This is a genomic window from Ruthenibacterium intestinale (assembly GCF_040096265.1).
In the GTDB taxonomy this organism is placed as follows: Bacteria; Bacillota; Clostridia; order Oscillospirales; family Ruminococcaceae; genus Ruthenibacterium; species Ruthenibacterium komagatae.
Window position 1 is genome coordinate 1 of record NZ_JBBMFA010000071.1, and the last position, 13399, is coordinate 13399.

The following is a 13399-nucleotide window of genomic DNA, read 5'->3' on the forward strand; positions in this document are numbered from 1 at the left end:
CGCTGGCAGATCTGCCAGCGCCGGATGTGGTGTTCATTGGCGGCACCAAGGGCGAAATGACTGCGGTGGTGCGTGCGGTGCTGGCGCGCAACCCGGCGGCACGTCTGTGCATTTCTGCCATCGCGCTGGAGACGCTGAGCGCAGCGGTTGCGGCGCTGACGGCCTGTGGCCTGACGGCGCAGGTGACCCAAATCGCCGTCAGCCGCACACGTCCCGCAGGCGGGCTGCATTTGCTCACAGCCAACAACCCGATTTTTCTGATTGCGGGGAATTGTTCATGATAGAGTGTATGCTGGCCGCGCCGTCTTCGGGCAGCGGCAAAACGGCGGTCACCTGCGCGCTGCTGGCAGCGCTGGAAAAAAGGGGCATGGCGCCCTGTGCGTTCAAGTGCGGCCCGGATTATATCGACCCCATGTTTCACCGGTCTGTTCTGGGAGTGGACAGTCACAATCTGGATTTGTTTTTGTGTGATGAAACGCGCCTTTCTTCGCTTTATGCCCGGTATGCCGCCGGTCACAAAGCAGCTGTGACCGAGGGCGTGATGGGCTTTTACGACGGTGTGGGCGGTGTGACGGACAGAGCCAGCGCATGGCATGTGGCACACACATTGAAGCTGCCGGTTCTGCTGGTGGTGCGTCCCCGTGGCGCCAGTTTGACGCTGGCCGCCCAGATTCAGGGCCTGTTGTCGTTTCGCAGGGAAAGCGGCATTGTGGGCATTCTGCTCAACGATTGTGCGCCCATGCTGGCGCAGAGCCTGACACCCATGCTGGAGCAGCAGACGGGCCTGCCGGTGCTGGGCTTTTTGCCGCATATGCCCGCAGCCGTTTTTGAAAGCCGCCATCTGGGACTGCTGACCGCTGGGGAAATCCAAAATCTTTCCGCCCGGATGGATGTGCTGGCCCGACAGCTGGAACAAACGGTGGATGTGGACCGGCTTCTTTCTTTGTGCCGGCGTCCCGCCCGCCCGGCAGTGCCGCACACCCGCCCGGCGGCACGCGCAGTCATTGCCGTGGCACGGGACGAGGCGTTTTGCTTTGCCTATGAAGAGACGCTGGATGCCCTGCGGCAAGCGGGTGCGGAGCTTGCGTTTTTCAGCCCGTTGCGGGACGAACAGCTTCCGCGTGATGCCGGTGGAATGTACCTGCCCGGCGGTTATCCGGAATTGTATGCAGACTGCCTGTCCGCCAACGTGGCCATGCGCCGAGCAGTGCGCCGGGCTGTGGAACAGGGAATGCCCACCGTGGCGGAATGCGGCGGCTTTTTGTATTTGGGCCGACAGCTGGAGAGAGAGGATGGCACGGCGTTTCCCATGGCAGGCGCTCTGCCGGGCAGCGGTGTGCGGAAAGACCGGCTGGTGCGCTTTGGATATGCGCAGGTGACCGCTGACAGGGACAGCCTGTTGTTCCGTGCCGGTGAACATTTTCCCGTGCACGAATTCCACTACTGGGATTCCACAGAGAACGGTGCGGATTTGACTGCGCACAAGCCGACCGCAAAGCGTCAATGGGCGTTTGGTTTTGCCACCCCCACGCTGTATGCGGGCTTTCCCCATTTGTATGCCGCGGGCGCGCCGGTTCTGGCAGAGCGTTTTGTGCAGGCGGCAGAGAATTATAGACGAAAAGGAAGCGAAAATCCATGAATCTGCGGGAACTTTTGAATCAAATCACCCCGCCGGACGAAAACGCCCGGGCGCAGGCCCACCGGAACTGGGCGGCTTGCGCCAAGCCGCTGGAAAGTCTGGGCCTTTTGGAAACGGCACTGGAGGACATTGCCGCTCTCACCGGAACTCCGCAGATCGAGCTTTCTCCCCGGGCAGTGCTGGTGTTGTGCGCGGACAACGGCGTGGTGGCGCAGGGCGTCACGCAGACGGACAGCAGTGTGACCGGCATTGTGGCGCGAAATCTGGCCGCGGGGCGCACTTCCGTGTGCCGCATGGCGGCAGTGGCCGGATGCGATGTGGTCCCGGTGGACATGGGGATTCTTGATTTTTCCCCGGTGCCCGGCGTGCTGGACCGGCGCGTGGGAAACGGCACGGCGGACATCACCTGCGGTCCTGCCATGACCCGTGCGCAGGCCGAACAGGCTGTCCTGACGGGAGCGACCCTTGTGCGACAGTGTGCAGAGCGGGGCGTGCGGTTGCTTGCCACCGGGGAAATGGGCATCGGAAACACCACCACTTCCAGTGCGGTGGCCAGTGTGCTTCTGGGCCGGTCCCCTGCAGAGATGACAGGCCGGGGCGCCGGCCTGTCGGATGCGGGCCTTGCGCGGAAAATAGCTGCCATTGAGCGTGCCATCGCCCGCAACCGTCCGGATGCGTCCGATGCGCTGGATGTAATGGCCAAGGTGGGCGGATTTGATATCGCCGGCTTGTGCGGTGTTTTTCTGGGCGGTGCGGCATACCGTGTTCCAGTGCTGGCCGACGGCTTTATCAGCACGGTGGCGGCGCTGTGCGCTGTGCGTCTGTGCCCGCATGCCTCCAAGGCGGTTTTGGCCAGCCATGTCTCGGCGGAACCGGCGGGCCGCCTTTTGCTGGAGAAGTTGGGCAAACGGCCGCTGATCACGGCAGAGATGCGCCTGGGCGAGGGAACGGGCGCGGTGGCAGCCATGCCGCTGCTGGACATGGCCCGGGCGGTTTATGCGGAGTGCTATACCTTTGACGAGGGCGGCATCGAAGCCTATACGCCGCAAAGCGGCAAGGAGGAACCCTGATGTTCACACTGGTAGCAGGGGGCGCAGCCTCCGGCAAAAGCGGCTTTGCGGAAGAACTGATTTTGCAGGCCGGCACACAGCCGCGGTTTTACGTGGCAACCATGCAGATCTTTGACGACGAGTGCCGTGCGCGTGTGGAACGGCATCGCACGCTGCGCGCCGGCAAAGGCTTTCAGACGCTGGAATGTCCCATGGACCTGTCCGGCCTTCGGCTGCCGTCTTCGGGCGCGGTTCTGCTGGAATGCATCAGCAACCTGACGGCCAACGAGCTGTACGCGCCGGGCGGTGCCGGCCGGAACACCGTGCAGGCTGTGCTGGACGGGGTGGAAAATCTTCTGGCGCAGTGCAGTGTGCTGGTGGTGGTTACAGGCGACGTGTTCAGCGGCGGCAGCGACTATCAGGGGGATACGGAGACGTATCTTCGGGTATTGGGTCAGGTGAACCGGGCGCTGGCTGCCCGGGCGGACGAAGTTTGCGAAGTGGTGTGCGGAATTCCGCACTATTATAAACGGGGAGGACGAGTTTTGTGATCGTTTGGCAGACCATCGCGGTGGCGTTTGCCATGTTTTCAGCGGTGCCGGTGCCGCAGCCTGTGTGGAACGAAAAAAATATGCGGTACGCGCTGTGCGCCTTTCCGCTGGTAGGAGCGGTATGCGCTCTGGCATGGTGGGGCTGGGCTGTGGCGGCGGCACACTTTTCCTTTCCGGGCCTTTTGCGCGCAGCGGGGCTGTGCCTGATTCCGGTGTTTGTCACCGGCGGCATTCATCTGGATGGATACGCCGATACCTGTGATGCGCTGGCCAGCTGTGCCTCGCCGGAAAAAAAGCAGGAGATTTTGAAGGACCCGCGCTGCGGTGCGTTTGCGCTCATCCGGCTGTGCACCTATTTTATTGCATATCTGGGGCTGTGTGCGGCCGTGCGCTGTACCCCGCGGGATGCGCTGTGCATGGGCTTTGGGTTTGTGCTGGAGCGGGCGCTCTCCGGGCTGGCGGTGGCCTGGTTCCCCCTGGCGAAATCTACGGGCCTTGTCCACACCTTTGCCACTGCTGCCGACCGGCTGGCGGTGCGGCGCATTCTGACAGCGCTGTGCGTGCTTCTGGCGGTGTGCCTTGTGGCGGCGGGAGGCCTGTGCGGCGGTGGGATGGTGCTGGCGGCTGTACTGGTCTTTGTGCGGTATCGCAGAATGTCCCAAAAAGAATTTGGCGGCATTTCCGGAGATTTGGCCGGATGGTTTTTGCAGAAAACGGAAATTTGGATGCTGGCGGCGCTGGTTGTCTGCCAGATGGTAGAGGAGTGGTGATATGATCCTGATCACAGGGCCGTTGTACAGCGGGAAACGGGATTATGCGCGCCGGATTTTGAACTGTTCGCAGGAAGAGCTGGGGTGCAGGGCCGTCTGGAATGTGCAGGAACTGGCCGCTGCCTGCGAAGATCTGGAAGCGCTGGCTGACCGTCTGGCGCAGTATGAAATCGTCATCACCACCGAAGTGGGGGGCGGCGTGGTCCCGGTGGACCCTGACCAGCGCGCAGCGCGGGAGAACGCCGGCCGTCTGGCCTGTCTTCTGGCACAGCGTGCCGATACGGTGGTCCGGATGTTCTGCGGATTGCCCATTTTTTTGAAAGGAGAACGGCCGGAATGAAGATTTACCTTTTGCGCCATGGCCAAACGCTGTACAACGAACAGAAGCGCTATCAGGGTCAGCGGGATATCCCTCTGTCGGAAAAAGGGCGTGCGGCGCTGCGGCAGGCGGATTTTTCTCCCCGGGAAGTTTATGTTTCGCCCCTTTCCCGAGCGGTGGAAACCGCACGGATTCTCTTCCCCGATGCACGTCTTATTCCGGTGGAAGCGCTGCGGGAAATGTGTTTCGGGATTTTTGAAGGCCGCAATTATGTGGAAATGGAGCACGATGCGGATTATCGCGCCTGGGTGGGAGAGGACTGCCTGGGCCGCTGCCCGGGCGGTGAAAACCGGGCGGAGTTTTCCGCCCGCACCTGTTCTGCTTTTGCCGGTCTGGTGGACCGGGCGCTTGCCCAGCAAAGAGAAGAACTGGTCATTCTGGCCCATGGGGGAACACAGATGGCTGTGATGGAACGATATGCCCGCCCCCGCCGGGACTATTACAGCTGGTGTGCGGGCAATGCCGCCGGTTTTGTGCTGGACACCGGCCGCTGGCATTCGGAACAGGTTCTGGACCTGGTCCGTGAGGTGTCCTACGCGAAGGAGGAATAACATGAACATTGCAGCAGCGGCCCTGCTGGGGTTTTGCCTGGATCTCGCACTGGGAGACCCTGCCTGGATGCCGCACCCCGTGGTGGGAATGGGGCGCCTGATCGCTGTACTGGAACCGCCGCTGCGCAGGCTTTTCCCAAAATCTTCGGGCGGCCAGCTGGCGGCCGGTGCGGTGCTGGCGGCGGTACTGCCTCTGGGGACGCTGGCGGTGAGTGCGCTGGCGCTGTGGCTGTGCGGCCGCATCCATCCGGCGGCCGCCTTTGCGCTGGAGACGGTCTGGTGCTGGCAGGCACTGGCCATGCGGGGCCTGCGGGATGAAAGCCGCAAGGTGTACAACGCGCTGACGGGCGCCACGCTGGACGATGCCCGGCGCGCGGTTTCCCGAATTGTGGGGCGAGACACGCAGGCATTGAGCGCAGAGGGTGTGACAAAAGCGGTGGTGGAGACCGTGGCGGAAAATTTTTCCGACGGTGTGGTGGCGCCTGCCTTTTACATGCTGCTGGGGGGTGCTCCGCTGGCGCTTTGCTATAAAGCCGTGAACACCATGGACAGTATGGTGGGGTATAAAAACGACCGCTATTTATTTTTTGGCCGCGCCGCAGCCAGACTGGACGATGCGGTCAACTATCTTCCCTCCCGTTTGGCGGCGCTGTATTTGATCGCGGCAGCATCTCTCACGGGACAAAACGGAAAAAATGCACTGCGCATCTGGCGCAGAGACCGGCGCAATCACGCCAGCCCCAATTCGGCCCAGACCGAGGCAGCCATGGCGGGTGCGCTGGGTGTGCAGCTGGCAGGGCCTGCTTCCTATTTCGGAAAACGGGTGGAGAAACCCACCATCGGCGACGTACTGCGTCCGGTGGAACCGGCGGACATTCTGCGGGCAAACCACATGATGTACATGGCGGGCGCCCTGTGTCTGCTGGGCTGGATTGGGCTTCGGGCCGCGCTGTGGGGATGGATGCATTGAGGAGGATGGAAATGGAACTGCCACATGGAGGCGACTGGGCAGGGTTCGTTCAGGAGTACGGAGCCATGCCGCTGGATTTTTCGGCCAACGTCAGTCCGCTGGGGCTGCCCGAAGGGGTGCGCCGGGCGGCGGCAGCAGCGCTGGAACAGGCGGATCGCTATCCCGACCCGCTGTGCCGAGCTCTGCGGGAAAAGCTTTCCGCGTCGCTGGGCGTCCCGCCAGAATGGATTTTGTGCGGCAATGGTGCTGCGGACCTGATTTTTCGGCTGGCGCTGGCCATGCGGGGCCGCACGGCGCTTGTCACGGCACCCACCTTTTCCGAATATGAGCAGGCGCTGCGCGCGTCGGATTGCGAAATCCGTTCTTTCACATTGGACGCAGAAACAGACTTCACTGTGACGGAAGCTTTGCTGGAGCGGATTCACCCCGGGCTGGATCTTTTGTTTTTGTGTGAACCCAATAACCCAACGGGTCGAACCACGCCCCGGCCGCTTTTGCAGCGGATTCTGGAACGGTGCGCCCAATGCGGAACGCTTCTGGTGGCGGATGAATGCTTTAATGCATTTCTGGACGACCCGGCTGCGCACACGCTGCTGAACGAACTGGCGGGCCATCCGAAGCTTTTGATTTTGCGCGCATTTACAAAGTGGTACGGCATGGCGGGTCTTCGTCTGGGTTATGCGCTTTGCGCGGACGAAGCGCTGCTGGAACGTATGCGCCTGTGCGGACAGCCCTGGGCGGTATCCACCCCCGCGCAGGCAGCGGGACGGGCCGCGCTGGATGAAAAGGCGTACAGTGAACAGCTGCGCGCCCTGATTGCTGCCGAGCGGCCCCGCATGCGGGAGAAACTGCTGGCGCTTGGCTGCCGGGTGGTACCGGGAGAGGCAAACTATTTATTGTTTTTTCATCCGCGCACCGATTTGGGCGCGGCTTTGCGGAACAAAGGCGTTCTCGTGCGGCGCTGCGACAACTATCCGGGCTTGGGGCCGGGGTGGTACCGCGCGGCTGTCCGAACACGGGAAGAGAACGACGCTTTTTTAAAAACGCTTGAGGAGGTGCTGTGAATGGCCCGCTGTATTATGCTGCAGGGAACGATGTCCGGCGCAGGAAAAAGTCTGCTGGTGACGGCGCTCTGCCGCATTTTTCATCAGGATGGCTGGCGGGTGGCACCGTTCAAAAGCCAGAATATGGCGCTGAACAGTTACATTACCCGGGACGGACTGGAAATGGGGCGTGCACAGGTGGCGCAGGCGGAAGCCGCCGGCCGGGAACCGGACGTGCGCATGAACCCAATCTTGCTCAAGCCCAGCAGCGATACCGGCAGTCAGCTGATTGTTTGCGGCGAGGTGCAGGGGCAGTATTGTGCGGCGGAATATTACCGCCTGAAAAAGACCCTGCTGCCGCAGGTTTTGAAAGCTTACCGAAGCCTGGCGGCGGAAAACGACATCATTGTCATCGAAGGGGCAGGCAGCCCGGCGGAAATCAATCTGCGGGAAGGCGACATTGTAAACATGGGGTTGGCCGAGCAGGTGAACGCACCGGTGATTTTGGTGGGGGACATCGACCGGGGCGGCGTGTTTGCACAGCTGTACGGCACGGTGGCTTTGCTGGCACCGGAGGAATGTGCACGCATCAAAGGGCTGGTGGTCAACAAGTTTCGCGGAGACGTGGAACTTTTGCGCCCGGGCCTGACCATGCTGGAAGAAAAGACAGGCCTGCCGGTGCTGGGGGTCGTTCCCTATACGCGCGTGGACATCGACGATGAGGACAGTCTTTCCACCCGTTTGGAACGCCGCTTTCAAAACCGGCCGGTGGATATCGCGGTGATTCGTCTGCCGCACATTTCCAATTTTACCGATTTTTCTCCGATGGAAAGTCATCCGGCTTTGGGGGTTCGTTATGTGGAAAAAGTGCAGGCGCTGGGAACGCCGGATCTGGTGGTGCTGCCGGGCACCAAAAACACCATGGCAGACCTGGCATGGATGCGTCAAAACGGTCTGGAAGCTGCAGTAAAAAAGCTGGCGGCTGCGGACACGCCGGTCTTGGGCGTGTGCGGCGGTTATCAGATGCTGGGACGCTCTCTTGCAGACCCGCAAGGTGTGGAGCAGGGCGGCACGATGGCAGGAATGGGGCTTCTGCCCTGCGACACCTGTTTTTCGGGGCGAAAGGTTCGCACCCGTGTGGAGGGCATTGCGGCGGGCCCCTTTGCGGGTGCCCGGCTGGACGGATACGAAATTCACATGGGGCGGACCCGGAGCGGCCGAGTCAGTCCTTTCTGCCGCCTGGAAAACGGAACGGAAGAAGGCGCGGTCTGTGGCAATGTGTTCGGGACTTATCTTCACGGCCTGTTTGACACAGGCGAACTGACTGAAAAAATGGCAGACTGGCTTCTGGCGCGCAAAGGGTTGAACGCGCTGGATGCACATTTGCAAAGTCATGCGGATTACAAGGAACGTCAGTATGATCTGCTGGCGGACGCGGTGCGTTCCTCGCTGGATATTCCTGCGCTGTACCGTATGATGGACGCTTTTGCGCCGGGAAAGGATGAGAAGATTTGAACGAAAGGCATGTACTTCCTGCCGATATCGAGCGGACCAGCATGGCCATCATACAGGGCGAACTGACCGAGCGGGGCATTCAGGTACCGGCCGGGTGCGAAGCCGTGGTGCAGCGGGTGATCCACACCACTGCGGATTTTGACTATGCCAAGAACCTGTGTTTCACACCGGGGGCGGTTGACAAAGGGGTGGAAGCACTGGGACGCGGCGCCGTTCTTGTAACAGATACCAACATGGCGCTGGCAGGCATCAGTAAGCCGACTCTGAAAAAGCTGGGCTGCAGTGCATACTGCTATATGGCCGACGAAGATGTGGCACGCGCAGCAGTACAGGAAAATACCACGCGGGCAGACGCCGCCATGCAAAAAGCGGCGCAGCTTCACCCGGGTGCGGTGTTTGCGGTGGGAAACGCGCCCACGGCCCTGTTCCGGCTGGAAAAATTGATTGAGGAAGGATTGCGGCCGGCACTGGTCATTGCGGTCCCTGTGGGCTTTGTGAACGTGGTGGAGAGCAAAGAGCGCATTTTTTCCGCGTGCGAAGCGGCCGGTGTTCCGGTCATCGCTGCAATGGGGCGCAAGGGAGGCAGCAATGTGGCAGCGGCAGTCTGCAACGCACTGCTGTATACCGCGGCCAATGCGCTGGACCCGGCCCAAAGAGGCTGGAAAGGCTGACCGGAAAAGCGAAACATTTGAAAATTTCAACAAACGGTGGGGGAACGACCAATGAAAAAACACAGATTGCTTATTTGTGTGCTGCTTTCACTTTTTCTGCTTGTATCCTGTGGGACGGCGGCGCCAAGTTCACAGAGCGCATCTGCAGCGCAGGCCGATTCGGTTACGTTTACCGATGATTTGGGGCGGACCGTCACAGTGGATTCGCCCAAGCGGGTGGCCGCACTGATTGGAAGTTTTGCAGATGTTTGGTGCATTGCGGGCGGCAAGGATACGCTGGTGGCTGCGGCGGATGACACATGGACGCAGTTTGATTTGGATTTGGACGAGTCTGTGATCGATCTGGGCAAGGTCAGCGAACCCAGTGCCGAGACCCTGCTGGCGGCACAGCCGGATTTTGTGCTTGCCAGCACAAAGACTTCGGCCGACGTGGAACTGATGCCAACACTGGAAAATGCCGGTATCCCCACCGCTTATTTCGATGTAAGCAGCTTTGAGGATTATCTGCGGATGCTGGAGATTTGCACCCGCATCACAGGCTGCGAAGACCGGTATGAACAGTACGGCACGCTTGTGCAAGAGCAGGTGGATGCGGCCATTGCTTCCGCCCAGGGCAAACAGGGTCCCACGGTGCTGTATCTGCGCGCTACCGGCAGCAGCTGCAAGGTGAAAAACAGCCAGAACACCGTGCTGGGAGAAATGCTGGCTGATTTGGGCTGCACCAACATTGCAGACAGCGACGAGTCTCTTTTGGAAACTCTTTCCATGGAGGCCATCTTGCAGGCGGACCCGGAATGTATTTTCATTGTTTTGCAGGGCAGCGACCAGGAAAAAGCACGCCAGACGCTGGAAAAAGCGGTGTTGTCCAATCCAGCCTGGCAGCAGCTGCGTGCTGTGCAGCAGAGCAAATGCTACTACATGGACCAGCAGCTGTATAATGTGAAGCCCAACGCCCGCTGGGGCGAGGCCTATGAGGGATTGGCGGAGATTTTGTATGGACAGGAATGACACTCGGGGCATATTTCCATGCTTCCTGCTGCTTGCGGCAGGGATGATCGCGGCGGCATTGCTGAGCCTTTGCCTGGGCGCGGCGGCACTGTCACCGCGGGAATTGCTGGCGGTTTTGTGCGGAAGAGGGGATGCTTCTGCCGCGTCCATTCTTCTGTATGTGCGGGTACCTCGCACAGTGGGCTGTTTGCTGGCGGGGGCAGCACTGGCGGTTTCCGGTGCGATCATTCAAACGGTGCTGGCAAACCCGCTGGCCGCACCCAATATCATCGGTGTCAATTCCGGCGCGGGGCTGGGTGTGGCGCTGTGCTGTGCCGTGCTTCCCACGGCGGTGAACGTTGTGCCTGCGGCGGCGTTCGCCGGTGCATTTGCCGGTGTGCTTTTGGTCCTGTTCATTGCGGAAAAAGCAGGTGCCTCCCGCATTACGCTGGTCTTGGCCGGCATGGCGATTTCCGGCATGTTCAGCGCGGGGATCGACGCGGTGCTCACCGTATTTCCGGACTCGTTGATCGGTTATTCCGATTTTCGCATCGGCGGTCTGGCCAACGTCTCCATGGACCGCATTGCACCCGCGGCATGGGTCATTCTGCTGTGCCTGGCTACCGCCCTGGCACTGGCCCACGAGATGGATGTTCTGGCTTTGGGAACGGACATGGCGCAAAGCTTGGGCCTTCGGGTGCGCCGTGTGCGTGTGCTGCTTTTGGCGCTGGCCGCAGCGCTGGCCGGTGCGGCGGTCAGTTTTGCCGGGTTGCTGGGCTTTGTGGGGCTGGTCGCCCCCCATATGGTGCGCCGTCTGGTGGGGGGTGAGAGCCGCCGCCTGCTGGCGGGGTGCGCACTGGTGGGAGCGGCGCTTCTGACATTGTGTGATGTGGCCGCGCGAACGCTGTTTGCCCCGTATGAACTGCCGGTGGGCATTGTTTTGTCGCTGGCGGGCGGACCGTTCTTTTTATGGCTTTTGTTCCGCAGAAAGGAGACCCACGCATGATCGAATTGCAGAATTTGACCGCCGGTTACCGGGAACATGCGGTGCTGGAACATGTGGATCTCTGTTTCCCCGAGGGAAACGTCACGGTGCTTCTGGGCCCCAACGGGTGTGGCAAAAGCACGCTTTTAAAAACTGCGCTGGGGCTTCTGCCGCCTTTGGAAGGGCAGATCTTGTACGATGGTACGCCCTTGTCAGAACTTGCGCCCGTGCAGGTGGCGCGCCGGGCGGCGTATATGGCACAGAGCCGCGGCATTCCCAACATCGAAGCGCGGCGCATGGTGCTGCACGGCCGCTTCCCGTATCTGCCATTCCCGCGCCGTTACCGCAAAAGCGATCACGAGGCGGTGGACCGGGCGCTGCAGCAGGCAGATGCGCTGGAGCTGGCCCATTGCCGCATGGAGGAGCTCAGCGGCGGCCAGCGGCAGAAAATCTATCTGGCGATGGCGCTGGCGCAGCAGACGAAGACGATTTTTATGGATGAACCCACCACCTGGCTGGATGTGCGCCACCAGATGGAGGTGATGCGCACGGCCAAAGACCTGGCCGCAGCGGGAAAAGCAGTGGTTCTGGTCAGCCACGACCTGTGTCTTGCGCTGCGCACGGCAGACCGGGTGGCTCTTTTGTCACAGGGAAGGCTGGTCCAGGTGGATACTCCGCTGCATGTATATGAAAGCGGAACGCTGGACAAGGTGTTTGGCGTGCATGTCTGCCGTGTGTGTGTAAACGGCACATGGCAGTATTTTTGTGAATAGGGGAGAAACCGCATGGAGAAAAAGGGCTTTGTTTATCTGGTGGGGGCGGGCTGCGGCAGCGCAGATTTGATTACGCTGCGCGGGCTGCGGCTGCTGCAGACCTGTGATGCAGTGGTATACGACGACCTGATTGACCCGGCGCTGTTGGAACAGGCGGCACAGGCGGAACTTTATCCGGCGGGTAAGCGCTGCGGCCGTCATTCCATGCCGCAGCCGGAAATCAATGCGCTGCTGGTGCGCCTGGGCAGTGAGGGAAAAACCGTCGTCCGCCTGAAAGGCGGCGATCCCTTTGTGTTTGGACGCGGCGGGGAAGAGGTTCAGGCGCTGCACCAGGCGGGGATTCCCTGCGAGATCGTGCCGGGCATTTCCTCGTGCATTGCGGTTCCGGCCGCAGCGGGCATCCCGGTCACACACCGGGGCCTCAGCCGCAGTTTTCATGTGATTACGGGGCACACGGCACAAAGCGAGGACAGCTTGCCGGAGTCCCTGCATACGCTGGCAAATCTGAACGGAACCCTGGTGTTTTTGATGGGGCTGAGCCAGCTGGAGCGCATTGCCAACCGGCTGATGGAAGCGGGCAAGGCCGGCAGTACGCCGGCGGCCGTTGTTTCCGGCGGGAATGCACCGCACCCGGCCGTTGTGCGCGGGACGCTGAAAAACATTGCGGAAAAGGTGCGTCAGGCGGATGTGCAGGCACCGGCGGTCATCGTGGTAGGCGAGACCGCGGCCATGAATTTGTACGAGGGTGATCCGCGCCCGCTGGCCGGTGTGCGTGTGGGCCTTGTGGGAACCGCCTCTTTCACGCGCCGTCTGGAAGAAAGACTGCTGAAGCTGGGCGCAAGGCCGGTGCACATGATGGCTGGCCGTGTGAAGTCATTGGAACCGGATGAAGGCATTGCCGCCTTCACCAAAGTTTCCGGCTGGGCAGTTTTCACCAGCCAAAACGGCGTAGAGATTTTCTTCGAGCGCCTTTTGAAAAGCGGAACAGACGTACGCCGTCTGGCGCAGTGCCGTTTTGCGGCAATCGGCCCGGTTACGGCACAGGCGTTGCAGAAGCATGGGATCACGGCCGATCTTGTGGCGCATCCTGCCACAAGTCAGGCGCTGGCCGGCGCGCTCAGCACAGCGGCAGAGAAGGCTGAACCGATTTTTTTGTTTCGCTCTGCCAACAGCACCCCTGAATTGTACACAGAACTTGCAGAACAGGGCTTTTCGGTTCAGGAATGCAGCCTGTACCGCACAGATTTTGTGCCCCTTCAGTCCGATGCAAAGGTGGATTATCTGGTCTTTGGCAGTGCGGAAGGTGTCAAAGCCTGGTATGCTGCCTGTGGCGCGCCGGAAGAAAGCGCCCAGTGTGTGTGCATCGGGCCGGTGACCGCCGGGGCTCTTTCGGCCTGCGGACGCCGCTGTTTTTTGACGGCAGAGGACATTTCGGCAGATGGGGTGGTCGCGTGTATTTTGAAGGACTTGCAAAACCGGGCAGGTTTTGTATAATGAGTAAAGAATAAATGCTTGG

The 13399-nt window shown here is 60.9% G+C and carries 14 protein-coding genes and 1 pseudogene; all 15 read left to right on the forward strand.

What is annotated here, in order from left to right; all coding sequences use genetic code 11:
* Positions 1 to 281 (forward strand): annotated as a pseudogene (locus tag WMO24_RS05310) (cobalamin biosynthesis bifunctional protein CbiET); the annotation flags it as partial.
* The gene (locus WMO24_RS05315; RefSeq protein ID WP_349215284.1) at positions 278 to 1639 is read left to right on the forward strand and encodes a cobyrinic acid a,c-diamide synthase CobB; all 1362 of its coding nucleotides are present in this window, start codon (positions 278 to 280) and stop codon (positions 1637 to 1639) included. The pseudogene WMO24_RS05310 and the gene WMO24_RS05315, both read left to right, overlap by 4 nt.
* Positions 1636 to 2709, forward strand: a complete 1074-nt coding sequence (gene cobT, locus WMO24_RS05320; protein WP_349215285.1) for a nicotinate-nucleotide--dimethylbenzimidazole phosphoribosyltransferase — start codon at positions 1636 to 1638, stop codon at positions 2707 to 2709. Before WMO24_RS05315 ends, cobT begins: the two co-directional genes overlap by 4 nt.
* Positions 2709 to 3239 (forward strand): bifunctional adenosylcobinamide kinase/adenosylcobinamide-phosphate guanylyltransferase, encoded by a 531-nt coding sequence (locus tag WMO24_RS05325; protein ID WP_349215286.1) that lies wholly within the window; start codon positions 2709 to 2711, stop codon positions 3237 to 3239. The genes cobT and WMO24_RS05325 overlap by 1 nt, the downstream gene beginning before the upstream one ends.
* Positions 3236 to 4009, forward strand: coding sequence for an adenosylcobinamide-GDP ribazoletransferase (locus tag WMO24_RS05330; RefSeq protein WP_349215287.1), 774 nt, complete (start codon positions 3236 to 3238; stop codon positions 4007 to 4009). The genes WMO24_RS05325 and WMO24_RS05330 overlap by 4 nt, the downstream gene beginning before the upstream one ends.
* A 1-nt stretch (position 4010) precedes the next feature.
* Entirely contained in the window at positions 4011 to 4349 is a 339-nt protein-coding gene (locus tag WMO24_RS05335; RefSeq protein WP_349215288.1) for a bifunctional adenosylcobinamide kinase/adenosylcobinamide-phosphate guanylyltransferase, read from the forward strand.
* Positions 4346 to 4939 (forward strand): histidine phosphatase family protein, encoded by a 594-nt coding sequence (locus WMO24_RS05340; RefSeq protein WP_349215289.1) that lies wholly within the window; start codon positions 4346 to 4348, stop codon positions 4937 to 4939. Before WMO24_RS05335 ends, WMO24_RS05340 begins: the two co-directional genes overlap by 4 nt.
* Position 4940: 1 nt before the next feature.
* Positions 4941 to 5909, forward strand: coding sequence for an adenosylcobinamide-phosphate synthase CbiB (gene cbiB, locus WMO24_RS05345; protein ID WP_349215290.1), 969 nt, complete (start codon positions 4941 to 4943; stop codon positions 5907 to 5909).
* Between the two features lie 11 nt (positions 5910 to 5920).
* The gene (gene cobD, locus WMO24_RS05350; protein ID WP_349215291.1) at positions 5921 to 6973 is read left to right on the forward strand and encodes a threonine-phosphate decarboxylase CobD; all 1053 of its coding nucleotides are present in this window, start codon (positions 5921 to 5923) and stop codon (positions 6971 to 6973) included.
* Positions 6974 to 8467 (forward strand): cobyric acid synthase, encoded by a 1494-nt coding sequence (locus WMO24_RS05355; RefSeq protein WP_349215292.1) that lies wholly within the window; start codon positions 6974 to 6976, stop codon positions 8465 to 8467.
* Entirely contained in the window at positions 8464 to 9138 is a 675-nt protein-coding gene (locus tag WMO24_RS05360) for a precorrin-8X methylmutase (RefSeq protein ID WP_349215293.1), read from the forward strand. The genes WMO24_RS05355 and WMO24_RS05360 overlap by 4 nt, the downstream gene beginning before the upstream one ends.
* 51 nt (positions 9139 to 9189) lie before the next feature.
* The gene (locus WMO24_RS05365) at positions 9190 to 10146 is read left to right on the forward strand and encodes an ABC transporter substrate-binding protein (protein ID WP_349215294.1); all 957 of its coding nucleotides are present in this window, start codon (positions 9190 to 9192) and stop codon (positions 10144 to 10146) included.
* Positions 10133 to 11131, forward strand: a complete 999-nt coding sequence (locus WMO24_RS05370; protein ID WP_349215295.1) for a FecCD family ABC transporter permease — start codon at positions 10133 to 10135, stop codon at positions 11129 to 11131. The genes WMO24_RS05365 and WMO24_RS05370 overlap by 14 nt, the downstream gene beginning before the upstream one ends.
* Positions 11128 to 11883, forward strand: a complete 756-nt coding sequence (locus WMO24_RS05375) for an ABC transporter ATP-binding protein (RefSeq protein WP_349215296.1) — start codon at positions 11128 to 11130, stop codon at positions 11881 to 11883. The genes WMO24_RS05370 and WMO24_RS05375 overlap by 4 nt, the downstream gene beginning before the upstream one ends.
* Before the next feature lie 12 nt (positions 11884 to 11895).
* Positions 11896 to 13377 (forward strand): uroporphyrinogen-III C-methyltransferase, encoded by a 1482-nt coding sequence (gene cobA / locus WMO24_RS05380; RefSeq protein ID WP_349215297.1) that lies wholly within the window; start codon positions 11896 to 11898, stop codon positions 13375 to 13377.
* The last annotated feature ends 22 nt before the right edge of the window (positions 13378 to 13399 follow it).